General features: G+C 63.5%; 17 protein-coding genes. 9 read left to right on the top strand and 8 right to left on the bottom strand.

All coding sequences use genetic code 11. The features are described 5' to 3' along the window. Positions 1-5: 5 nt before the first annotated feature. The 3 genes from LQT98_RS16985 to LQT98_RS16995 all read right to left on the bottom strand — a co-directional run bounded on the left by LQT98_RS16985 (position 6) and on the right by LQT98_RS16995 (position 3007). Positions 6-620, bottom strand: coding sequence for a hypothetical protein (locus LQT98_RS16985; protein WP_231463744.1), 615 nt, complete (start codon positions 618-620; stop codon positions 6-8). Then, positions 617-1906 (bottom strand): glutamate--cysteine ligase, encoded by a 1290-nt coding sequence (gshA, locus tag LQT98_RS16990; RefSeq protein ID WP_048408305.1) that lies wholly within the window; start codon positions 1904-1906, stop codon positions 617-619. Before gshA ends, LQT98_RS16985 begins: the two co-directional genes overlap by 4 nt. Positions 1907-2062: 156 nt before the next feature. Next, positions 2063-3007 (bottom strand): carbohydrate kinase family protein, encoded by a 945-nt coding sequence (locus LQT98_RS16995; RefSeq protein ID WP_048408306.1) that lies wholly within the window; start codon positions 3005-3007, stop codon positions 2063-2065. 120 nt (positions 3008-3127) lie between these two features. Here LQT98_RS16995 and LQT98_RS17000 point away from each other — a divergent pair, with 120 nt between their 5' ends. Continuing rightward, on the top strand, positions 3128-3604 hold the full coding sequence (locus tag LQT98_RS17000; RefSeq protein WP_048408307.1) for a TlpA family protein disulfide reductase: 477 nt from the start codon (positions 3128-3130) through the stop codon (positions 3602-3604). Positions 3605-3649: 45 nt separating this feature from the next. Here LQT98_RS17000 and LQT98_RS17005 read toward each other — a convergent pair whose 3' ends face one another. After that, a complete protein-coding gene (locus tag LQT98_RS17005; protein WP_231463746.1) occupies positions 3650-4174 on the bottom strand; it encodes a DUF2087 domain-containing protein in 525 nt (174 codons plus the stop codon). A 246-nt stretch (positions 4175-4420) separates the two neighbouring features. Continuing rightward, the gene (secA, locus tag LQT98_RS17010) at positions 4421-7132 is read right to left on the bottom strand and encodes a preprotein translocase subunit SecA (RefSeq protein ID WP_048408309.1); all 2712 of its coding nucleotides are present in this window, start codon (positions 7130-7132) and stop codon (positions 4421-4423) included. A 430-nt stretch (positions 7133-7562) separates the two neighbouring features. On the opposite strand from secA, the gene LQT98_RS17015 reads away from it, so the two are divergent. From LQT98_RS17015 to LQT98_RS17035, 5 genes are all read left to right on the top strand, one after another. Beyond that, positions 7563-9569, top strand: a complete 2007-nt coding sequence (locus LQT98_RS17015; RefSeq protein WP_231463748.1) for an alkaline phosphatase D family protein — start codon at positions 7563-7565, stop codon at positions 9567-9569. A 354-nt stretch (positions 9570-9923) separates the two neighbouring features. Further along, on the top strand, positions 9924-11663 hold the full coding sequence (locus LQT98_RS17020) for an ABC transporter permease (RefSeq protein WP_231463751.1): 1740 nt from the start codon (positions 9924-9926) through the stop codon (positions 11661-11663). Between the two features lie 10 nt (positions 11664-11673). Next, on the top strand, positions 11674-12987 hold the full coding sequence (locus tag LQT98_RS17025) for an ABC transporter ATP-binding protein (RefSeq protein WP_048408312.1): 1314 nt from the start codon (positions 11674-11676) through the stop codon (positions 12985-12987). A gap of 111 nt (positions 12988-13098) precedes the next feature. Then, entirely contained in the window at positions 13099-13524 is a 426-nt protein-coding gene (locus tag LQT98_RS17030; RefSeq protein ID WP_048408313.1) for a DUF721 domain-containing protein, read from the top strand. A gap of 57 nt (positions 13525-13581) precedes the next feature. After that, positions 13582-13986 carry a hypothetical protein gene (locus tag LQT98_RS17035; RefSeq protein WP_231463753.1) on the top strand — a complete coding sequence of 135 codons (405 nt, stop codon included), beginning with the start codon at positions 13582-13584 and terminating at the stop codon, positions 13984-13986. Between the two features lie 2 nt (positions 13987-13988). Here the strand turns inward: LQT98_RS17035 and LQT98_RS17040 are convergent, their stop codons facing one another. Next, a complete protein-coding gene (locus LQT98_RS17040) occupies positions 13989-15599 on the bottom strand; it encodes an FMN-binding glutamate synthase family protein (RefSeq protein ID WP_231463755.1) in 1611 nt (536 codons plus the stop codon). A 236-nt stretch (positions 15600-15835) separates the two neighbouring features. Here LQT98_RS17040 and LQT98_RS17045 point away from each other — a divergent pair, with 236 nt between their 5' ends. The 3 genes from LQT98_RS17045 to LQT98_RS17055 all read left to right on the top strand — a co-directional run bounded on the left by LQT98_RS17045 (position 15836) and on the right by LQT98_RS17055 (position 19883). Continuing rightward, complete coding sequence (locus LQT98_RS17045; RefSeq protein ID WP_231463757.1) at positions 15836-16723, top strand: phytanoyl-CoA dioxygenase family protein; 888 nt, start codon at positions 15836-15838, stop codon at positions 16721-16723. Between the two features lie 72 nt (positions 16724-16795). After that, a complete protein-coding gene (locus tag LQT98_RS17050) occupies positions 16796-18463 on the top strand; it encodes an acid phosphatase (protein WP_231463760.1) in 1668 nt (555 codons plus the stop codon). 985 nt (positions 18464-19448) lie between these two features. Next, positions 19449-19883: a hypothetical protein gene (locus LQT98_RS17055; RefSeq protein WP_231463762.1), complete on the top strand. Its 435-nt coding sequence runs from the start codon at positions 19449-19451 to the stop codon at positions 19881-19883. Positions 19884-19989: 106 nt separating this feature from the next. Here the strand turns inward: LQT98_RS17055 and LQT98_RS17060 are convergent, their stop codons facing one another. After that, complete coding sequence (locus tag LQT98_RS17060; protein ID WP_081546910.1) at positions 19990-20277, bottom strand: XRE family transcriptional regulator; 288 nt, start codon at positions 20275-20277, stop codon at positions 19990-19992. After that, complete coding sequence (locus LQT98_RS17065) at positions 20277-20621, bottom strand: type II toxin-antitoxin system RelE/ParE family toxin (protein WP_107797849.1); 345 nt, start codon at positions 20619-20621, stop codon at positions 20277-20279. Before LQT98_RS17065 ends, LQT98_RS17060 begins: the two co-directional genes overlap by 1 nt. Between the last annotated feature and the right edge of the window lie 259 nt (positions 20622-20880).

Raw genomic sequence — 20880 nt, forward strand, 5'->3', positions numbered from 1 at the left:
GCTTGTCAGTCCTCGCTTGGCTTGGCGGTATCGCGCAATATGCGCGCCATATCGCCTCGCGCTTTTTCCATCATCTCATCGGCTTGGGCGGCGACGGCAAGAAAGGCCTCCTCGCCGGCTCCATTATAGGAGCAGCCCAGATAGCGCAGTGGCTCGTCCTGTGGCGCGCCCAGCAGCGCCGCCATCGGATTGGCCGGCATCTGATAGGCCGACAACATCGGCCCGTCATTGCCGACAAAGCGGTAATACTGCTCCGTCGCCCGGATAGGCGCGCGTTTGAGCCGCAGCCGGGACGCGGCTTCGGCCATTGTCCAAACGGACGGCAGCGGCACCGACACGAACTCCTTGTGCAGCGCCAGCCGCGTCGTCTCCACGCCGAACACCCGGATCGGCCGCTGCAGATCGTAGACATACACGCCCAGGCTGCTGGCCTGCTCACTCTTGCGTATCCAGGCCGGCCCCTTGTCGAACACCACGTCCAGCAAGGCCGGCTGCAGCGCCTGGTAGCGCTCGAACGATGCGCACTGCACCAATTCCTCCAGCGCCTGCGGCGTCAAGGCCTCGTCGTCGGCCGCCGAGGCCGTCGTCGCCAACAACGCCAGGCTCAGCCAGGCTTTCATTCCTCCGCGTCCGGATCGGTGGCTTCCAGTTCCAGCGCCGCCGCCAGCAAGGCCAGCCGCGAGATCACGCCATAGGCGTAGAAACGGTTGGGCGCACAGTCCGGCGTGCCTTGGCGATCCGGCAGGCAAGCGGTCTCGAACGATAGCGGCACGAAGTGCATGCCGGGCGCGTTCAGGTTCTCGTCTATGCCGCGGCCGGTATGCACGCGGTAGAAGCCGCCGGTCACGTAGCGGTCCATCATGTAAACCACCGGCTCCGCCACCGCGTCTTCCACCGTTTCGAAGGTGTACACGCCCTCCTGGACGATGACCTCGGACACCTCCAGGCCTTCCTTGACCACCGACATCTTGTTGCGCGCCTTGCGGTTCAGGCCCAGCACCTCGTCCGGGCTCTTCACGCTCATCACGCCCATGCCGTAAGTGCCGGCATCGGCCTTGACGATGACGAAGGGCTCGTTGTCTATGCCGTACTCGCGGTATTTGATCCGGATTTTCTCCAGCATCCGCGACACTTCGTCCGCCAGCTGCTCCTCGCCGGTGCGGGCGTGGAAGTCCAGGCCGCTACAGCTGGCGAAATAGGGATTGATGGTCCAGGGATCGATGGAGATCAAGCGCGCGAAGTCCTCGCACACCTTGTCGTAGGCGGCGAAGTGGTTGCTCTTGCGGCGCACTGCCCAGCCCGCGTGCAGCGGCGGCAACAGGTTTTGCTCCAGGCCCTTGAGCAGGTCGGGAATGCCGCCGGACAAATCGTTGTTCAGCAGGATCACGCAGGGATTGAAGCCATCCGCCAGCACCAGGCGGTTGCCGCGGCGCTCTATGGGCTCCAGGCGCACGGTGTCGCCATTGGCGGATAGCAGCTCGGTCGGCTCGGTGATTTCCGGATTCAGCGAACCCAAGCGCACCTTGAGGCCGGCCTGTTCGAAAATATGCACCAGCGCGGCGATATTCTGCAGGTAGAAGGTGTTGCGGGTGTGGTTTTCCGGAATCAGCAGAATGCTGCGCGCTTCCGGACACACTTTCTCCACCGCGCTTTGCGCGGCGTGCACCGCCAGCGGCAGGAAATCGCGGTTCAGGTTGTTGTGGCCGCCGGGGAACAGGTTCATGTCCACCGGCGCCAGCTTGAAGCCGCTGTTGCGCAGGTCCACCGAGCCATAGAACGGCGCCGCGTGGTTGTGCCACTGACTGCGGAACCAGTGTTCGATCTGAGGCTGGGCAGTCAGGATGCGGCTTTCCAGTTCGTAAAGCGGGCCGGTCAAAGCGGTTGCCAGATGCGGAACGGGCGGCATGAGATCCCCTTGGGTTTTCGAATTGAATTCGCTAATGGTGGGGGTGGCGAGGGGCGAATTCAAGACTTATTGTGTTTTGACCATTCAAAAAGCAAAGGACGCTCGCGCGTCCTTCCAGTGTCACCTTGCCGCGATCCGGCCATTGCGGCCGCATCATCACAACGGCCAGGGTTCTCCGTAAGCCTGCTGATACAAATCCTTCAGCGAGTCCCAGTCGAAGAAATGGTTCTGGCAGCCCGGCGTGGTCACCTTGATCGCGCCGATCACATTGGCCAGGCGGCCGGTGATCTTCCAGTCCAGGCCGCGGCTGATGCCATAGAGCAGGCCGGCGCGGAAAGCGTCGCCGCAGCCCATCGGATCCACCGGCTTGATCGGCATCTGCACGCGCGGGATCAGGTGCACGGTGTCGCCGACGTAGATCTCGGCGCCCTTGGAGCCGCGCGTGACGATCAACGCCTCCACCTTCTTGCTCAGCTCCTCCACCGACAGGCCGGCGCGTTCGCGCATCAGCTCGCTCTCGTAGTCGTTGATCGCCACATAGCTGGCCAGCTCGACGATCTCGTGGATCTCGTCGCGCGACAGCAAGGGCAGTTCCTGACCCGGATCGAAGATGAAGGGAATACCGGCCGCGGCCAGCTCCTTGGAGTGCTGCAGGAAGGCGGTGTAGCCACCAGGCGACAGAATGGCCAGCTCGATGGGGTCCGGAATATCCGCAACGTGATTCTCGGTGGCGAAATCCATGGCCCCGGGATGGAAGGCCATCAATTGATTGCCATCCTTGTCGGCAATGCCGAAGCACTGCGAGGTATACTGCTTGCGGATCAGACGGATGAAGCGGTCATCCACGCCGGCGCGTTTCAGATGTTGGCGATACGGTTCGAAGTCCTCGCCCACCACGCCCATGACGATGGGGGTTTCGCCGAGCAAACACAGGCTGTAGGCGATATTGCCGGCCATGCCGCCAAACTCCCTGCGCATGGTGGGCGCCAGGAAGGTGGTGGAAATCTTGTGCAGCTGATCCGGCAGGATCTGGCTGTCGAACCGGCCGTGAAACGAGAACAGGGTATCGTATGCGAGCGCCCCGCAGACGAGGATAGACATGCCCACTCCGCAAAAAGGTCAATCGACCATTTTAACATGAAACCATTTTGACGCGCTGCCCGCGCTTGGCGCCGCACGTAAATATTCAATCAACATCAAGCACCTACCAGGAATCCACTCATGCTCAAACGCCTGCTCGCCCCCGCGCTGATCGCGCTGCTGCCCTTGACCGCCATGGCCGCGGCCACGCTGGAACAAACCAGCTTCGCCACCCTGCAAGGCGGCAACACCACCCTCGCCGCTTACAAGGGCAAAGTCACCGTGCTGAATTTCTGGGCCACCTGGTGCGGGCCGTGCCGCGAGGAAATGCCGATGCTGAACAGCATGCGCGCCAAGCTGGCGCCCAAGGGCGTGGAAGTGGTGGGCGTGGCGCTGGACAATAAGGAAGAAGTCGGCGCCTTCGTGCGCCAGCTGAAAATCAGCTACCCCATCCTGCTGGGCGACAGCGACACGCTGGGCCTGATGCGCAGCCTGGGCAACGCCACTGGCGGCCTGCCCTACACCCTGGTGCTGGACCGCAAGGGCAAGGTGGCCGCCAAGCTGATCGGCCGCCTGGACGAGAAAAAGCTGGAAGCGGCGATCAAGCCCTATCTGTGACGACAACGCCCGGCCGTGGCCGGGCGTGATTGAGCGCAGCCCGCGCTAGCGGCGCTGCGTCCGGCGCAGGCCCAGCTGTTCGATTAACCCGCCGGCCTCCGCCGGCGCCTCATTCTCGATCAGCCAGTACTGACGGCAATCCGGCGTGCGCCCCAGCAAGCCCTGCTCCACCAGTTCGCGCCGCAGCAGCACGTGATCGCCGAACACCTCCTCCGCGCGCAACAGCGCGTTGACTTCCGGCTCGGACCATTGCCGGCCACGCGGCAAGGCCGCCCACAAGGCCCACAGACACAGCCGCTGCTCGCTGAACTTCTTCGGCCAGCGCGTCAAGCGTCCCTCGGCGTCGTAATGGCGCAACAAGCGCGTGGTTTCGGCCGATGCCTCGGGTAGCGTCGGGCGCTCGCACTCGGCGCGCCAATGCTGGAAGTTCTGGAAACCGGCGGCGCGCGCCAGCATATTGAGTATGCTCAAATGGCTGGGCGGGGCGCTTTCCTGCTGCCACTGCTGTTTGAGCGCGCGCGCCAAGGCGGAGATATCACTGCAATAAAAGGGATAAAGCGTACGAGACATGGTTCGAATCCTGTCATCGTGCCAAGGTCGGAGGGACTGCCGCGGTCGCCGTTACGGCCTGGCACGGGTTCGAGCCAAGCGGGATGCATCTAGCCAAGACAGGTTTAGCGTGGTGTGGACACCGGCGACGCCTGGGTGAACTGTTGACCCGAGACGATGCTAACACCGCGCCGTTGGCTTGCAAAGCGCATGAGCATGAAAAAAGCCGACGCTCTCGCGTCGGCTTTTGGCCCTGCGGCTACCGGATCACTCCAGACGACCGTGGCACTGCTTGTACTTCTTGCCGCTGCCGCAAGGGCAGGCGTCGTTGCGACCGATACGCAGGCCTTGCGCCGCCAGCGCGTCCGGGGACAGCGGATTGTCCTCGTCCTCGCCCAGCGCCGAACCCGGCGCCGCGTGCTGCATTTCGTACTCGCCCACCTGGTGCGGCTCCACCGCGTCCACGTCTTCCTGGCTGCGGATCTGCACCGTCATCAGCACATTGACCACGCTGCGCTTGATGCGCTCCAGCATGTCGGCGAACAGTTCGAAGGCTTCGCGCTTGTATTCCTGCTTCGGATTCTTCTGCGCGTAACCGCGCAGATGAATGCCCTGGCGCAGATGGTCCATCGCCGCCAGGTGTTCGCGCCAGTGGTTGTCCAGCATCTGCAGCACCAGGCTGCGCTCGAATTGGCGCATCACGCCGTCGCCGGCCAGGTCCACCTTGGCCTGATAGGTCTCGGCGGCTTGCTCGATGATGCGTTCGCGGATGGACTCGATGTCCAGCGCCGGTTCCGCCTTCAGCCATTCGCTGACCTTGATCGGCAGCAGGAATTCGGCTTCCAGCGTTTTCTCCAGGCCCGGCAGATCCCACTGCTCTTCCATGGATTCCGGCGGCAGATGCTGGTCCACCAGGTCGGACAACACGCCTTCGCGCATATTGACCACCACGTCGGACACATCGCTTTCCACCAGGATTTCATTGCGTTGCTGGTAGATCACCTTGCGCTGGTCGTTGGCGACATCGTCGTATTCCAGCAACTGCTTGCGGATGTCGAAGTTGCGGCCTTCCACCTTGCGCTGGGCGTTCTCGATGGAACGCGACACCCACGGGTGCTCGATCGCTTCGCCTTCCGGCATCTTCAGGCGGTCCATGATCGCGGCGACGCGGTCGGACGCGAAGATGCGCAGCAGCGGGTCTTCCAGGCACAGGTAGAAACGGGAGGAACCCGGGTCGCCCTGACGGCCGGAACGGCCGCGCAGCTGGTTGTCGATGCGGCGCGATTCATGGCGCTCGGTGCCCACGATGTGCAGGCCGCCGGCGGCCAGCACCTGATCATGCACCACTTGCCAATCGGCACGGATCTTGTCGATGCGCGCGCGCTTTTCCTCGGCGGACAGGCTGTCGTCGGACTCGACGCCCTTGATTTCCGGTTCCGGGTTGCCGCCCAGCACGATGTCGGTGCCGCGGCCGGCCATATTGGTGGCCACGGTGATCACGCCGGGACTGCCGGCCTGCACCACGATGTCGGCTTCGCGCGCGTGTTCCTTGGCGTTCAGCACATTGTGCGGCAGCTTGGCCTTTTGCAGCAGATTGGCGATCAGCTCGGAGTTCTCGATGCTGGTGGTGCCCACCAGCACCGGCTGGCCGCGCTCATGGCAATCCTTGATATCGGCCAGAATGGCGTCGTACTTCTCCTTGGCGGAGCGGTAGACCTTGTCCTGCGCGTCCTTGCGGACCATGGGCCGGTTGGTCGGGATCACCACGGTTTCCAGGCCGTAGATGCTCTGGAATTCGTAAGCCTCGGTGTCGGCGGTGCCGGTCATGCCGGCCAGCTTGCCGTACAGGCGGAAGTAGTTCTGGAAGGTGATGGACGCCAGCGTCTGGTTCTCGCGGTTGATCTCCACGCCTTCCTTGGCTTCCACCGCCTGGTGCAGGCCTTCCGACCAGCGGCGGCCGGACATCAGGCGGCCGGTGAATTCATCCACGATCACCACTTCGCCGTCCTGCACCACGTAATGCTGGTCCTTGTGGAACAGCGAGTGGGCGCGCAGCGCGGCCATCAGGTGGTGCATCAGGGTGATGTTGGTGGCGGAATACAGGCTGTCGCCGTCCTTCAGCAGGCCCAGGCGGGTGAGGATTTCCTCGCTGTGCTCGTGGCCGGCTTCGGACATCATCACCGAGTTGGCTTTCTCGTCCACCCAGTAATCGCCCTCGCCCTCTTCGGTTTCCTGGCGCTTCAGCATCGGCGGCACCGCGTTCATGCGCTGGTACATGTCGATATTGTCGTCAGCCGGGCCGGAGATGATCAGCGGGGTGCGCGCTTCGTCGATCAAGATGGAGTCCACCTCGTCGATCACCGCGTAGGCGAGCTTGCGCTGCACCTTCTCTTCCACGCTGAACACCATATTGTCGCGCAGATAGTCGAAGCCGAATTCGTTGTTGGTGCCGTAGGTGATGTCGCAGGCGTAGGCTTCCTGCTTCTCGTCATGCGGCATCTGGGACAGGTTGACGCCGACGGACAGGCCCAGGAAGTTGTACAGCTTGGCCATGATGCCGGCGTCGCGGCTGGCCAGGTAGTCGTTGACGGTGACGACATGCACGCCGTCGCCGGTCAGCGCGTTCAGGTAGGACGGCAGCGTGGCCACCAGGGTCTTGCCCTCGCCGGTGCGCATCTCGGCGATCTTGCCGTAGTGCAGCACCATGCCGCCGATCAGTTGCACGTCGAAATGGCGCATGCCCAGCACGCGGCGCGAGGCCTCGCGGCATACCGCGAAGGCTTCCGGCAGCAGATCGTCCACCGTCTCGCCCTTGGCCAGACGCTGTTTGAACTCGTCGGTTTTAGCTGCCAAGGCCTCGTCGGACAACGCTTTCAAGCCCTCTTCCAGAGCATTGATACGCACCACCGTCTGGCGGAATTGCTTCAGGAGCCGGTCATTGCGGCTGCCGAATACTTTTTTGAGCAAAGAAGAAATCATGTAATCGAATCCAGAGACCAGCGGGCTGTTTAGATAGGTGTCCGCAAAAATGCCTGAAAGTGTAGCACATTAGCAGTCTTGTTTTATTGGGGCGCGGTTGCGCTGTATCAAGAGGCCGAGCGGAACAAACCCGGCCTTTTTCCGCCGGCGCCGAAGCCGCTCCCCCGCCTGAGCCCCCACCCCGCTCGCCGCGGCCTTGGCCGGCCGCGAATCAAACAAGTGTTGGTTTTAGACTACGATTCGCCGGCAAATTCGAGCAAACACTCAATTAAATTGACACCCGCTGTCATGCCAATTTAATAATCCCCTCAAACAATAGCGCCTTTCCAAACAAGGGCCGTCCACGGCCCGGCTCAACCGCGCAACACGCAGCGCCACCTACAGAGGGGAACAGATGGATCGCAGACAGTTTTTGAAATGGAGCAGCTTTTTGACCGTTTCCACCGCGGCCGGCGCCCTGTCCGCCTGCGGCGGCAGCGGCGGCGCAGCCAGCCAGCCGGGGGGCAAGGACGCGGCCGAGGGCATAGCCGGCAGCGGTTTCGGCCAGGGCGTGGCCTCCGGCGACCCCAAGCCGGACAGCATCATCCTGTGGACCCGCGCCGACGGTGGCAGCGGCGGCCAGAACATCAAGGTCACGCTGCAATTGTCCGACCGCGCCGACTTCTCCACCCTGCTGGTCAATGTCGCGCTCAGCGCCCAGCCCGCCTGGGACTACACCCTCCGCCACAAAGTCACCGGCCTCAACAGCGCCACCACTTACTACTATCGCTTCCTCACCGGCGCGGCGGTCAGCATGACCGGCCGTACCAAGACCGCGCCGGCGGCCGGCACCCCGCTGTCCCAGCTCAAGTTCGCCTTCATTTCCTGTCAGGATTGGAGCGTCAACCACTGGGGCGCCTTCGACGAACTGGCCACGCAGGACCTGGACTTCATCGTCCACCTGGGCGACTACATCTACGAGACCGTCGGCGCCGGCTTCCAGAGCGGCGGCAATGAAAGCCGCCACCCGGCGCTGAGCCTGCCCAATGGCACCAAGCGCGCCGACGGCGCGATCTACGCCACCACGCTGGCGGACTACCGCTCGCTGTACAAGGCCTATCGCGGCGACGCCCGGCTGCAGAAGCTGCATGCCAGCTTCCCGATGATAGCGATCTGGGACGACCACGAGTTTTCCGACGACTGCTGGCAGGACCGCCAGGAATACAGCGCCACCGACGACAGCACGCCGCAAACCGCGCGCCGCCGCAGCGCCAGCCAGGCCTGGTTCGAAAACATGCCGGCCGATGTCCAGCTGGACCTGAACAATCCCTCGTTCCAGAACATCCAGATCTACCGCAGCTTCGTGTTCGGCGACCTGGCCACGCTGGTGATGACCGACGAGCGCCTGTACCGCAGCGATCACATCATTCCGGAAACCCAGACCGGCAGCGAAATCGGCAGCCGCTACTTTGTGCCGCAGGACATCCTGTCCCAGGTCGAAGCCGCCAAGATGACGTCCACCGGCGGCAATCTGCTGAGCGTGTCGGTGCTGGGCGAAACCCAGCGCGCCTGGTGGCAGGGTCAGATGAAGTCCGCCACCACCACCTGGAAGCTGTGGGGCAATGAGGTGTCGCTGCTGCGCATGGGCTTTGACGGCACCGTCGCGGTCGCCGCGCTGCTGACCCAGGGCCTGGTGCCGCAATTGGCCGGTTTCGGCCTGACGCTGAGCCAGCCGCAAATCGCCCAATTACAAGGCGCTCTCTATCTGGACCTGGCCGCCGCCAACACCAGCGGCGCCACTCCGGTGGTCAGCTATACCAACACCCAGCCGCTGTTGAGCAGCCTCAGCGGCGGCGCGATCTCCGCCGGCACCTTTAACGCCAGCATCAAGCCCGGCCTGGACGCCGGCCTGCCGCCGTCGCTGTTCTTCGACAAATTCATCCTCAACGCCGACCAATGGGACGGCTACAACGCCGAGCGCAAGGCGCTGATGGCCTATCTGAAAGCCCAGTCCATAGGCAATGTGGTGGCGCTCACCGGCGACATCCACGCCTTCTTCGCCGGCCCGGTGATGGACGACTACGACGCCGCCAGCCCCAGCCCGGTGATGGTGGACCTGGTCACCGCCGGCGTGTCCAGCAACTCGCTGTTCAGCTATTTCAAGAACGTAGTGGACACCGTGCCGGCCTTCTCCAAGGCCAAGCCGCTGATCTACACCACGGCCAGCGGCCAGGTGGTCAACACCTTCACCAACACCTTGCAAAGCTTCAACAGCTGGCTCAAATACGTGGACAGCGACGCCCAGGGCTATGCGCTGGTGACCTTGACCCCGGCCAAGCTCAGCTGCGTGTTCCACAAGGTGGGCGCCGTCAGCAACGGCGTCGCGCCCAGCCCGGCCACGCTCAGCGTCAAGACCGTGGAAGTGGCGGCTGGCGCCGCTGCGGTCAACGTGCTGTAAATCCCTTGCCGGCAGCGCCGCCGTCCCGTGTTCCACGGCGCGGCGGCGCCACGCCCAAGCCCTTGATTTGCGTCAGTACAATTCGTCACAAAACACCAACAAATCTGCCGTGCCGGTAACATTCCCGCACTCACAACTCTGCTAGTATCCAGCGCCGACGCCATGCGTACCCATTCCCGATGCATGGCCTTGCCCGTAGTCCACGCCCGATGCCCTTGGCCTATGCTTCAGATGACGGGCATGCCGCTTCCGGCCGCGTGTCCCGCTGCCGCGGCTCCGCCCGAATAAAACAGACTAAAGAACCGCTGACCGCCGCAGGCGGCGCTGTCGGCGGCGCTAAACCGGAGAGGCCAGATGACTACCGTTGTCCGCCATTTCATGCCCGCCACCGCCAAGCGGCTGATTCCCAACCGCTGGGATTTGATCGCGTTTCCGCTATTGCTGGGTTTCCTGTTGATGGCCACTACCGGCATCCGCGAAACCTGGGCGCCGCTGACCGCGCTGCAAACCGTACCGATCACGCTGGACCCGGCCAATCTGCCGGAATACGCATTGCGCACCACGCTGCGCATGCTGGCCGCCATGGCCGCCGCCCTGGTCTTCACCCTGATCTACGGCACGCTGGCGGCCAAGAGCCGTCGCGCCGGCCTGCTGCTGGTGCCCATCCTGGACATCCTGCAATCGGTACCGGTGCTCGGCTACATCTCCTTCACCGTCACCTTCTTCCTGGCGCTGTTTCCCGGTCGGGTGCTGGGCGCGGAATTCGCCGCCATCTTCGCCATTTTCACCAGCCAGGCCTGGAACATGACCTTCAGCTTCTACCAATCGCTGCGCACCGTGCCGCGCGATCTGGAAGAAGTCTCGGTCAATCTGCGGCTGACGCCGTGGCAGAAGTTCTGGAAGCTGGAAGTGCCGTTCTCCATGCCCGGCATGATCTGGAACATGATGATGAGCATGTCCGGCGGCTGGTTCTTCGTGGTGGCCTCGGAAGCCATCACCGTCGGCGACAAGACCGTCACCCTGCCCGGGGTCGGCTCCTACCTGGCCATGGCCATTCAGAACAAGAACCTCGCCGCCGTCGGCTGGGTGATCCTGACCATGACCGTGGTCATCATCATCTACGACCAATTCCTGTTCCGCCCGATGGTGGCCTGGGCCGATAAATTCCGCCTGGAAGACACCGCCAGCCAATCGGCGCCGGAATCCTGGGTGCTGAACCTGATCCAGCGCACCCGCGCCATCCAGCAATTGCTCAAGCCCTTCAGCAAACTGCTGCGCGTGATCGCCCGACTGCGTCTCGACTACCGGCTGCCGCAAGGCCTGCATTCCGAAGCGCAAACTCCGGTGTCGCGCGGCATCGACGTGGTCTGGTGGCTGCTGGTGGCGGTGCTGGGCCTGCTCGCCAGCTGGAAGCTGGTGACCTTCATCCACAGCGAAGTGGGCGCATCCGAGGTGCTGCGCGTGCTGGGCCTGGGCCTGATCACCCTGCTGCGGGTATCGCTGCTGATCCTGCTGGCCTCCCTGGTCTGGGTGCCCTTGGGCGTTTACATCGGCCTGCGCCCGGCGCTGGCGGAAAAGATCCAGCCGCTGGCGCAATTCCTCGCCGCCTTCCCGGCCAACCTGCTGTTCCCGGTATTCGTGGTCTTCATCGTCCACTTCAAGCTGAGCCCGGACATCTGGCTGTCGCCGCTGATCGTGCTCGGCACCCAGTGGTACATCCTGTTCAACGTGGTGGCCGGCGCCAGCGCCTTCCCCAACGATTTTCGCGAAGCCTCGGCCAATTTCCGCATCCGCGGCTGGCAATGGTGGCGGCAAGTGATGCTGCCCGGCATCTTCCCCTACTATGTCACCGGCGCGATAACGGCATCCGGCGGGGCATGGAACGCCAGCATCGTGTCCGAATACGTGTCCTGGGGCGACGACAAACTGGCCGCCCACGGCCTGGGCGCCTATATCGCCCAGACCACCGCCGCCGGCGACTACCCCAAGATCCTGCTCGGCATCGCGGTGATGTCCTTGTTCGTCGTCCTGTTCAACCGCCTGCTGTGGCGTCCCATGTACGCGATCGCCGAAAACAAACTCCGTCTCAACTAAGGGGGCAACCATGACTCAAGACACCATCACCCCGGGGCGGGAAATTTTCCGGCTGGAAAACGTTTGTCGCGGTTTCAAAAAGGGCAATGACGAAATCCAGGTGCTGGACGACGTCAACCTGACGCTGCGCGAAGGCGAGATCGTCGGCCTGCTCGGCCGCTCCGGCTCCGGCAAATCCACCTTGCTGCGCATCATCGCCGGCCTGATCAAGCAAAGCAGCGGCGACGTCCGCTACCACGACAAGCCCTTGACCGGCCCGGCCGAAGGCGTGGCCATGGTGTTCCAGACTTTCGCGCTGTTCCCGTGGCTGACCGTGCTGCAAAACGTGGAAGCCGGCCTGGAAGCGCTGGGCGTGGAAGCCAAGGAACGCCGCCGCCGCGCGCTGGCCGCCATCGACCTGATCGGCCTGGACGGCTTTGAAAACGCCTATCCGCGCGAGCTGTCCGGCGGCATGCGCCAACGCGTCGGCTTCGCCCGCGGCCTAGTGGTCAATCCGACGCTGCTGTTGATGGACGAGCCCTTCTCCGCGTTGGACGTGCTCACCGCCGAAACGCTGCGCACCGATATGCTGGACCTGTGGAGCCAGGGCCAGCTGCCGATCAAGTCGGTGCTCATCGTCACCCACAATATCGAAGAAGCCGTGTTCATGTGCGACCGCATCCTGGTGCTGTCGTCCAACCCCGGCCGCGTGGTGGCGGAGATCAAAGTGCCGTTCCCGCATCGCCGCAACCGGCTGGACCCGGCCTTCCGCAAGATGGTGGACGACATCTACGCGCTGATGACAGCGCGCCGCAGCGCCCACACCCTGCACAAGCTGCCGCTGGAAATCGGCAGTCAGCTGAGCGAGGTCTCCACCAACCTGATGGCCGGCCTGATCGAGGAAGTGGCGCAAGCGCCCTACCACGGCAAGGCCGACATGCCGGAAATCGCGGAAAAACTGCGGCTGGAAGTGGATGAATTATTCCCGGTGGCGGAAATTCTCGAGCATCTGGGCTTCGCCGAACTCAAGGACGGCGACATCCTGCTCACCGCCGCCGGCAAGCTGTTCGCCGACTACGGCACCCAGGAACGCAAGGTGCAGTTCGCCGAGCACTTGCAGCGCCATGTGCCCATGGCCGCCCACATCCGCAAAGTGCTACAGGAACGCCCCGGCCAGCGCGCGCCGCGGCTGCGATTCGCCCAGGAACTGGAAGACTCATTGTCCGACGAGGCCGCCGAGGAAACGCTGGACACCGTGATCAGTTGGGGACGCTACGCGGAAATCTTCTCCTACAACGACCATACCGAAACCTTCAGTCTGGAAGACGTGGAAGGCGGCCAATAAGGCCTCCGGCCGGGCCCGCGCCCGGCCGGCCCTCCGAAACACACTGGCCTCAGCCTCCCCAAGCGCCCCCGTCAGCGGCTACAATGAACTGTTTTCACTAGACAGCCTGCCATGTCCGGACGCCAATTCAACGACATCGCCAGCAAAGACAGCACCCTGACCCGGCTCACCGCCGAGGCCAAAGAGCTGATGAAGCTGGACCGCGCCTTCCAGAAGCTGCTGCCGCCGCTGCTGGCCGGCACTTGCCGCGCCGTGCGCATCCGCGACGACGAACTGGTGATCTACACCGACACCGGCATCATCGCCGCCCGCCTGCGCATGCTCGCGCCCGGCCTATTGCCGCAGTTGGCCAAGCAAGGCTTCATCGCCGGCAAGACCCGGGTCAAGGTGGACGTGCGCCTGGCGCGCAAGCCGCGCGAGAAGAAACTGAAAATCAGCCAAAACGCGCTGGACGGCATGGAAGAAGCCGCCTCCAGCGTCAGCAACCCGCTGGTCAGCGCCGCGCTGGCCAAGCTGATCGCCCACCACCGCGAATAAAAACCGGCGCCATCGACCGCCTTGCCGGCCCCGGTCAAACCGGCTTAAAGTCGCGGCATGAAACAAAACATCATCATATTGCTCGCCGGTCTGGCCGCCGGCTTCGCCCAAGCCGCCCCGGCCGAACAGCCAACGCCGGCCGAGGCGGAAGCCGCCTTCAAGGCCCAGACGCTCGCCGATCTCGACGCCAAGCCGGAATCCACCCACACCCTGCTGATGCGCTCCATGGTGGAATCCATGCTCAAGGACCTGCGCGTCACCGCGGTGGACGACTGCCAGGCCGACGAAGAAAACGCCACCCTGGACTGCGAAGTCCACTATCAAGGCCGCAAACTCACCGGCAAGCCGGTGGAGCGCGAGCAACGGATGCGCTTCAGCCGCCAAGACGGTCAATGGCGCATCCTGCCGCCGCCCAAGGACGCGGACGACGAAGAAAGCGGCGCCGCGCCCTCCCCGCAATAGGCTCAGACCAGCTGGGCCTCGAAGCTGCCCGCCCGCGCCATCTGCCACATGCGGCCATAGAACGCCGCCTTGATCTCAGGCTCCAGCAACTCGCCCGGCTTGAGGAAAACGTGCAGCTGTGAAAACAGGCGGATCTCGGTATCGCTGACGCGGCGCACCAAGTGGTGCGGCCGCAGCTGAGACGGATGCTCCAGCCCGGCCGAGGCCAGCATCTCCGCCAGCGCCTTCATGGTGTTGCGATGGAAATGGAACACCCGGTCCGCCTTGTCCGGCACCACCAGCGCGCGCTGGCGCAGCTTGTCCTGCGTCGCCACCCCGGTGGGGCAGCGGTTGGTATGGCAGCTCTGGCTCTGGATGCAGCCGATGGCGAACATGAAACCGCGCGCGGAATTCGCCCAGTCCGCGCCTATCGCCAACACGCTGGCGATATCGAAAGCGCTGACCAGCTTGCCGCTGGCGCCTATCTTGATCTTGTCGCGCAGATTCAGACCCACCAGCACATTGTGGACAAACAGCAAGCCCTCGCGCAGCGGCACGCCGATATGGTCGGTGAACTCCAGCGGCGCCGCGCCGGTGCCGCCCTCCTTGCCGTCCACCACGATGAAATCCGGCAGAATCCCCGTTTCCAGCATCGCCTTGGCGATGCTCATGAACTCCCACGGATGGCCCAGGCAAAACTTGAAGCCCACCGGCTTGCCGCCGGACAGCTCGCGCAGCCGCGCGATGAAGGCCATCATCTCCAGCGGCGTGGAAAACGCGCTGTGGCGCGACGGCGACACGCAATCCTGCCCCAGCGGCACACCGCGGGTGGCGGCGATTTCCGGCGTCACCTTGTGCTTGGGCAGAATGCCGCCATGGCCAGGCTTGGCGCCCTGGCTCAGCTTGATCTCGATCATTTTCACCTGCGGATTGCGCGCCTGCTCGGCGAAGCGCTCCGCGTCGAAACCGCCGGCCGCGTCGCGGCAGCCGAAATAACCGCTGCCCAGCTCCCACACCAGCGCACCGCCATGCTCCAAGTGGTAAGGACTGATGCTGCCTTCGCCGGTGTCGTGATAGAAATCGCCGCGCTGCGCGCCCTGGTTCAAGGCGCGGATGGCATTGGCGCTGAGCGCGCCGAAACTCATCGCCGACACATTGAACAGGGACGCCGAATACGGCTGCGCGCATTGCGGGCCGCCGATCTCCACGCGGAAACCGGCCGGATCGCTCAGCGGCGCCGGCCGCATCGAATGGCTGATGAACTCGAAACCCGGCTGGTACACATCGATCAAGGTGCCGAACGGCTTGTCCGCGCCCTCGTTCTTGGCCCGCGCATACACCAGCGAACGCTGCGCGCGCGAAAACGGCAACTGCTCACGGTCGGACTCCAGCAGATATTGGCGGATTTCCGGACGGATGCTTTCCACCAGGTAACGGATATTGCCCAGGATCGGGTAGTTGCGCCGCACCGCGTGACGGGTTTGCAGCAGATCGAACACCCCCAGCAGCGTCAGCGCGGCGGCAGCCAGCGTGAACGGCCACAGCCACTCGTAATGAACGAAAGGCAGGCTGAACAGGGTAAACAACAGACAACAGGAGAAAAAAGCGTAACGGCTCAACAGGGACACACTCATGCGGACTCCTCAGCGGCGAATGGCGGCAAGGGCTCAGGGTAAGGTCGAAAACCCGCCGCGCACAAGCCGCGGCGAACGCCATTCACATTAATAAATACATTCACTATATAGATAGTCAATGACCTGACCTAAAGGCCGGCTCCGCAGACATGGCGAATGTCCGGAATATAACATCCCACCACAGCACAGCGCCGCGCACCGCGTCGGCGACTCGACAATGCGATGGAACCCAACACATGCCCAGCCTGCAACACTTCCGACCGGACACCGCGCCGGCAACCCTGATCGCCGCGCTAGAACAAGACGGCGGCATCGTGATCGAGCACTTGTTGACCCCGGAAGGCCTGGCCCAGTTCCGAGCCCAGCTGCACACCCTGCTGGACCGCACCGCCCCCTGTCAGGGTGATTTCTACGGCCATGTCACCCGCCGGCTCAGCGGCCTGATCGAACGCGTGCCCGCCACCCGCGAGCTCGCCATTCATCCCTTGATCCTGCAAGTGATGGACGCCTTCCTGCTGCGCGGCTGCCGCGAATACCAGCTCAACCTGACCCAGGCCATCAGCATCGGACCCGGCGAGCCGCGCCAATTCCTGCACAGCGATGATCTGATGTTCCCCGGCACCGCGCCTGGATCGGAAAAAATGATCAACTGCATGTACGCGCTGGACGACTTCACCGAACAGAACGGCGCCACCTGCGTCGTGCCCGGCAGCCACCGCTGGCCGGAGCCGCGAGACCCCAGGCCGGAAGAAGTCATTAGCGCCGCCATGCCCGCCGGCTCGGTGCTGATCTATCTGGGTTCGCTGGTCCACGGCGGCGGCGCCAACCACAGCGCCCAAGCGCGTACCGGCGTGGTCATCAGCTACAACCTGGGCTGGCTGCGCCAGGCGGAAAACCAATACCTCGCCGTTTCCCGCGAACTGGCCCGCACGCTGCCGCCGCGGCTGCAACGGCTGCTGGGCTACTTCGTCCACGCGCCCAACCTTGGCAGCCTGGACGGCCGCGACCCGATAGAACTGCTGCGCGAAGCGCCGCCGGCGGACACCCTGTTCCGCGAATTCCTGCCGGAAGAAGTGCTGCAGCCGCTGGCGGAAGCCCGCGCCGCCGCGCTGCGCGCCAACTAAACACCGACATCCAGCCGCAACACGGCGGCGGGATGATGGACCACACCGCACGCCCCCAGACAAGGACGCATCATGACCGCAGCCGATGAACAGGACAGCCCGTTGCCAGCCGAAACGGACACCCCGCAAGACCCCTCCCGCCGCCGCCTGTTCGAAGGCCTGGCCGCCATCGGCGCCAGTTGCGCCTTGCCGGCCGCCGCCGCGCCAACAGCCAGCAAGCACCCGCGCCACGGCCAGCTGGACGCGCTGCTCAAGGCCAATATCAAGAACGTGGTGGTGATCTACCTGGAAAACCGCAGCTTCAACAACCTCTACGGCAACTTTCCCGGCGTGGCCCAGCCGCTGAGCGCGGTCAAGCCGGAACAGGCGCAGCAACGCGACCGCGACGGTCAGCCGCTGTCCGGCCTGCCCAAGATCTGGGGCGGCCTGGTGCCCACCGGCCAGACCGTGGCCGGCAAGCGCTATTTCATCGAAGAAAAAGACATCCACGGCCTGCCCAACGCGCCCTTCCCGCTGAAGGACGCCGAAGGCCAGCCGCTGCCGGAAGCGGTGATCACCCGCGATCTCTGCCATCTGTTCTATCACAACCAGATGCAGATCAACGATGGCCGCAACGACCAGTTCGTCGCCTGGGCCGATTCCGGCGCGCTGGTGATGGGCCACTACCCGGACACCGCGCGCACACTCAACCAATGGCAGATCGCCCGCCGTTTCACCCTGTGCGACAACTTTTTCATGGCGGCCTTCGGCGGCTCCTATCTCAACCACCAGTTCCTGATCTCCGCGCGCACTCCGGAATACTTCAACGCCGCCCAGACCCCGGCCAAGAAGAAAATCGCCGTGCTGGCCGACGGCCCCACCGGCCGCCAACTGGCGCTGGACCCCAAATCCCCGGCCTCGGCGCTGGACGGCCCGCCCAAATTCGTCAACAGCGGCGCCATCACCCCGGACGGCTACGCGGTCAACACCATGGCCCCGCCCTACCAGCCCAGCTTCGTGCGGCCGGCGGAAGGCGGCGACAAACGCTATGCCGACCCGCAAGACCCCAGTACCCTGCCGCCGCAAAACTACCGCACCATAGGCGACCTCTTGTCCGAGAAGCACATAGACTGGGCCTGGTACGGCGGCAGCTGGCAGGCGGCGCTGGACGGCAAGGGCGGCGGCGACGCGCCCAACTTCCAATATCATCACCAGCCCTTCAACTACTTCCGCCAGTTCGCGCCCGGCAGCGCCGCCCGCGAGCGCCATCTGCTGGACGGCGGCCTGGGCGACAGCCCGATTTCCAACCGCTTCATCGCCGACGCCGTGGCCGGCAAACTGCCCGCGGTGGCCTTCTACAAGCCGCAGGGCAATCTGAACATGCACGCCGGCTATTCCGACGTGGAATCCGGCGACCAGCACGTGGCCAATGTGTTGCAGCACTTGATGAGCGGGCCGCAGTGGAAGCATATGCTGGTGGTGATCACCCATGATGAGAACGGCGGCTGGTGGGACCATGTGGCGCCGCCGCCGGGGGACCGCTGGGGGCCGGGTTCGCGGATTCCGGCGATCATCGCCTCGCCGTTCGCCAAGCGCGGACATGTGGATCACACCTTTTACGACACCACGTCCATCATCCGTTTCATCAGCCGGCTGCATGATTTGCCGGAGCTGGAGGGGGTGAGCGCGCGCAATGCGGCCTTCCGCGCGCGCGGCGCGCAGCCGCCGGGGGATTTGACCGGGGCTTTGGCGTTTGCGTGAGGGGGCTTGGTGAGTAGGGTTTGCTTCTTCGCAGCCCTACACTTGCTTAGGGCTAGTGTCTAAGGAATTTGAATCCGCTACGCGGATAATGATTTTCATTGCCGGGGCTGCCCGGCGGGCAGGAAGTGGAATTTGCTCGGCCAAATTCCCCTATCACTGAGCGAATCAAAGATTCGCACGTAGTCCCCCAAAGGCCGCCCTGCAAGCCTGGCCTGCGGCTTCCCGCCGGGGCCCGTCAGGCCCGAGGCGCGGCTGAACTCTCTACGTGCGAATCTTTGATTCGCTCAGTGATGGTGCGCTAACGTCGCGCTGCTCAATCAGGCAGCCGCTTAAGACCTCGGGCCTGCCACCCGTCGGCAGGCTTGAAGGGACCAGGGGCGCGTCGCAAACGTGGTTTCTCCTTGGCTCTTTGGAGATATCCACAGAAAAGGCAACAGCGCAAAGTTACCCACAGAGCGGCCCAAGCAGTGAATCAACTACCTCCTATTTAGAGAATTGACCACCTCGTGTAGCGCCCAAGTGTCCCCTCGGGGCGCGCTCCGGGTTTCGCGTCCTGGGGGACGAGGGGGGATGGAAGGGGGCGGCGGCCCGCCCCCTCCCCGTTCGCCGGGCGGAACCGGCCCTAAATCAATATCCGCGCAGCGGATTCAAAACCAAACCAGATCACTCAACAACTAAGCCACGCTCAATCAAAGCAACCACCCCGCCTTGACCCCAAGCACTCCCTCAGGAACAATCCCCCCGTTGCCGCCCACAAGCGGCACACGGGATTGGCGTCCCGTTTCCGAAGTCGACAAGCCAACGCAGCATGCTGCGTTGGCTGCTTTATCCATGGCAAGGCCGTTTTGGCAGGCGCATGGTGGGAGAGCGCTATGCGCTCGCCGGCAAGACTTCGGACCGGTACGCCAATCCTGCCACGCGCCTGCCTAATACCTCAGCCTCACCCGGCAGGTGGTTTATCTTGTGTCACAGCAGGAGAAACACCATGTCTTACACCCTACCTTCCCGCCGCCGCTACAAACTGGCCGCCCGCGAACAGCAGGCCACCCTGCTCCCCTTCGTCCGCTACCTGCCCTCCCGCGACTACCCCCACTACTGGCAAATGCCCGCTGCCTCCGAGAACTACGACATCGCCTGCGCCTATGGCCGCGAATGCGCCGCCCATCTGCTGCAATGGCTGAAGGACAATCCGGAATATGTCGGTTCCGGCCTGCTCAGCCGCGTCGCCCGCGACATCGACTTCGGCGACCGCAGCCAGCGCGGCCACTGGATGGGCTTCTTCAACTACCTTGAGCACATGCTGTGGCTGGGCGCGCGCCGGGTTAAGGTCTACCGCCATCTCGACAGCCAACACCAGCTGCACGACGCGCAAATCCTGCGCACCTGGCTGGAGGCGCGGCACCCGCGACGCCGGCATTAAACCCGGCCGACGGATTTAGCCGTAAACTGCGCTGCCATCGTAAAAAAGCACCGTTTTCCTGATTAGGGAACGGTGCTTTTTGCTCGTATTGGATCAAAAACACGCTTCAGGCGGGAACGAGCTCCACCTTGATTTTCTTGCCAAGCGCCGTCGCGGCGCCTGCCAGCGTAGCCAGCGTCAAGCTGGTATCCGTGTCATCCAGCAAGCGGTTCAAGGCCGCGCGGCTGGTATGCATTTTCTTTGCCATAGCGGTCTTATTCAGCTTCTGCGCCTTCATTTCCTGCTGAATCTGCCAGGCGATCACCCGCTTCACGGCGATTGCCGTGGCTTCTTCCAGCATGCCCTCTTCGGCCAGAAAGTCATCGAAGCGGCTGCCGATATGCTCTTTGTTCATCATGTATTCCCTAGCTGTTTGAGCCGCGCAAGCGCCAGCCCCAAATCTTCCTTCGCGGTGGCCTGCGACTTCTTGATGAAACCATGCAGCAGAACCATCGCCTCCGCGACCACGGTGAACATCACTCTGGCGATACGCCCAGGCAGATGGATGCGGACCTCCCATAAATCCTTGGCCATTTTCCGCACCAAGGGCATGCCAAGCGGCCAGCCAAACTGGACCGTCTTGATGGCTGCGCCTATGACTTTCCGGTCCGGAGCCTCCAGCGCTTTCAACCAATCACGCACGGGTTCCGTACCGCTTGCCGTCTGGTAGAAACGAACATCCAGGATGGGGGCATTCATACTTGAATGGTACCAATTTTGGTACATTAGTCAAATCGAAAGCCTAGACTGAAATACCGGCGCCACTTAGAGCCTGTTCAAAGTCTCGCGAGCAAGAGCGAGACAAGGCGAAAACAGCTGAGAAAGCGGAATGTACAAGCGGTACATGAGCATTTCGAAGCTGTTTTCAACGCCGTATCGCCGAAGCGCAGCAGACTTTGAACAGGTTCTTAGAACCTGTTTACGATCTCCGGAGCAATAGAGCCAGGAAAGCCAAGTG

Origin of the sequence: Chromobacterium aquaticum (genome assembly GCF_021129195.1) — a bacterium.
GTDB lineage: Bacteria > Pseudomonadota > Gammaproteobacteria > Burkholderiales > Chromobacteriaceae > Chromobacterium > Chromobacterium aquaticum.

What these genes read in the sequence shown, in the direction of transcription:
- LQT98_RS17025 (WP_048408312.1), top strand. Translation starts at nt 11,674, where the DNA reads ATGACTCAAGACACCATCACCCCGGGGCGGGAAATTTTCCGGCTGGAA.
- secA (WP_048408309.1), bottom strand. Translation starts at nt 7,132, where the DNA reads ATGATTTCTTCTTTGCTCAAAAAAGTATTCGGCAGCCGCAATGACCGG.
- LQT98_RS17020 (WP_231463751.1), top strand. Translation starts at nt 9,924, where the DNA reads ATGACTACCGTTGTCCGCCATTTCATGCCCGCCACCGCCAAGCGGCTG.
- LQT98_RS16985 (WP_231463744.1), bottom strand. Translation starts at nt 620, where the DNA reads ATGAAAGCCTGGCTGAGCCTGGCGTTGTTGGCGACGACGGCCTCGGCG.
- LQT98_RS17055 (WP_231463762.1), top strand. Translation starts at nt 19,449, where the DNA reads ATGTCTTACACCCTACCTTCCCGCCGCCGCTACAAACTGGCCGCCCGC.
- LQT98_RS17050 (WP_231463760.1), top strand. Translation starts at nt 16,796, where the DNA reads ATGACCGCAGCCGATGAACAGGACAGCCCGTTGCCAGCCGAAACGGAC.
- LQT98_RS17060 (WP_081546910.1), bottom strand. Translation starts at nt 20,277, where the DNA reads ATGAACAAAGAGCATATCGGCAGCCGCTTCGATGACTTTCTGGCCGAA.
- LQT98_RS17065 (WP_107797849.1), bottom strand. Translation starts at nt 20,621, where the DNA reads ATGAATGCCCCCATCCTGGATGTTCGTTTCTACCAGACGGCAAGCGGT.
- LQT98_RS17045 (WP_231463757.1), top strand. Translation starts at nt 15,836, where the DNA reads ATGCCCAGCCTGCAACACTTCCGACCGGACACCGCGCCGGCAACCCTG.
- LQT98_RS17030 (WP_048408313.1), top strand. Translation starts at nt 13,099, where the DNA reads ATGTCCGGACGCCAATTCAACGACATCGCCAGCAAAGACAGCACCCTG.
- LQT98_RS16995 (WP_048408306.1), bottom strand. Translation starts at nt 3,007, where the DNA reads ATGTCTATCCTCGTCTGCGGGGCGCTCGCATACGATACCCTGTTCTCG.
- LQT98_RS17040 (WP_231463755.1), bottom strand. Translation starts at nt 15,599, where the DNA reads ATGAGTGTGTCCCTGTTGAGCCGTTACGCTTTTTTCTCCTGTTGTCTG.
- gshA (WP_048408305.1), bottom strand. Translation starts at nt 1,906, where the DNA reads ATGCCGCCCGTTCCGCATCTGGCAACCGCTTTGACCGGCCCGCTTTAC.
- LQT98_RS17000 (WP_048408307.1), top strand. Translation starts at nt 3,128, where the DNA reads ATGCTCAAACGCCTGCTCGCCCCCGCGCTGATCGCGCTGCTGCCCTTG.
- LQT98_RS17035 (WP_231463753.1), top strand. Translation starts at nt 13,582, where the DNA reads ATGAAACAAAACATCATCATATTGCTCGCCGGTCTGGCCGCCGGCTTC.
- LQT98_RS17005 (WP_231463746.1), bottom strand. Translation starts at nt 4,174, where the DNA reads ATGTCTCGTACGCTTTATCCCTTTTATTGCAGTGATATCTCCGCCTTG.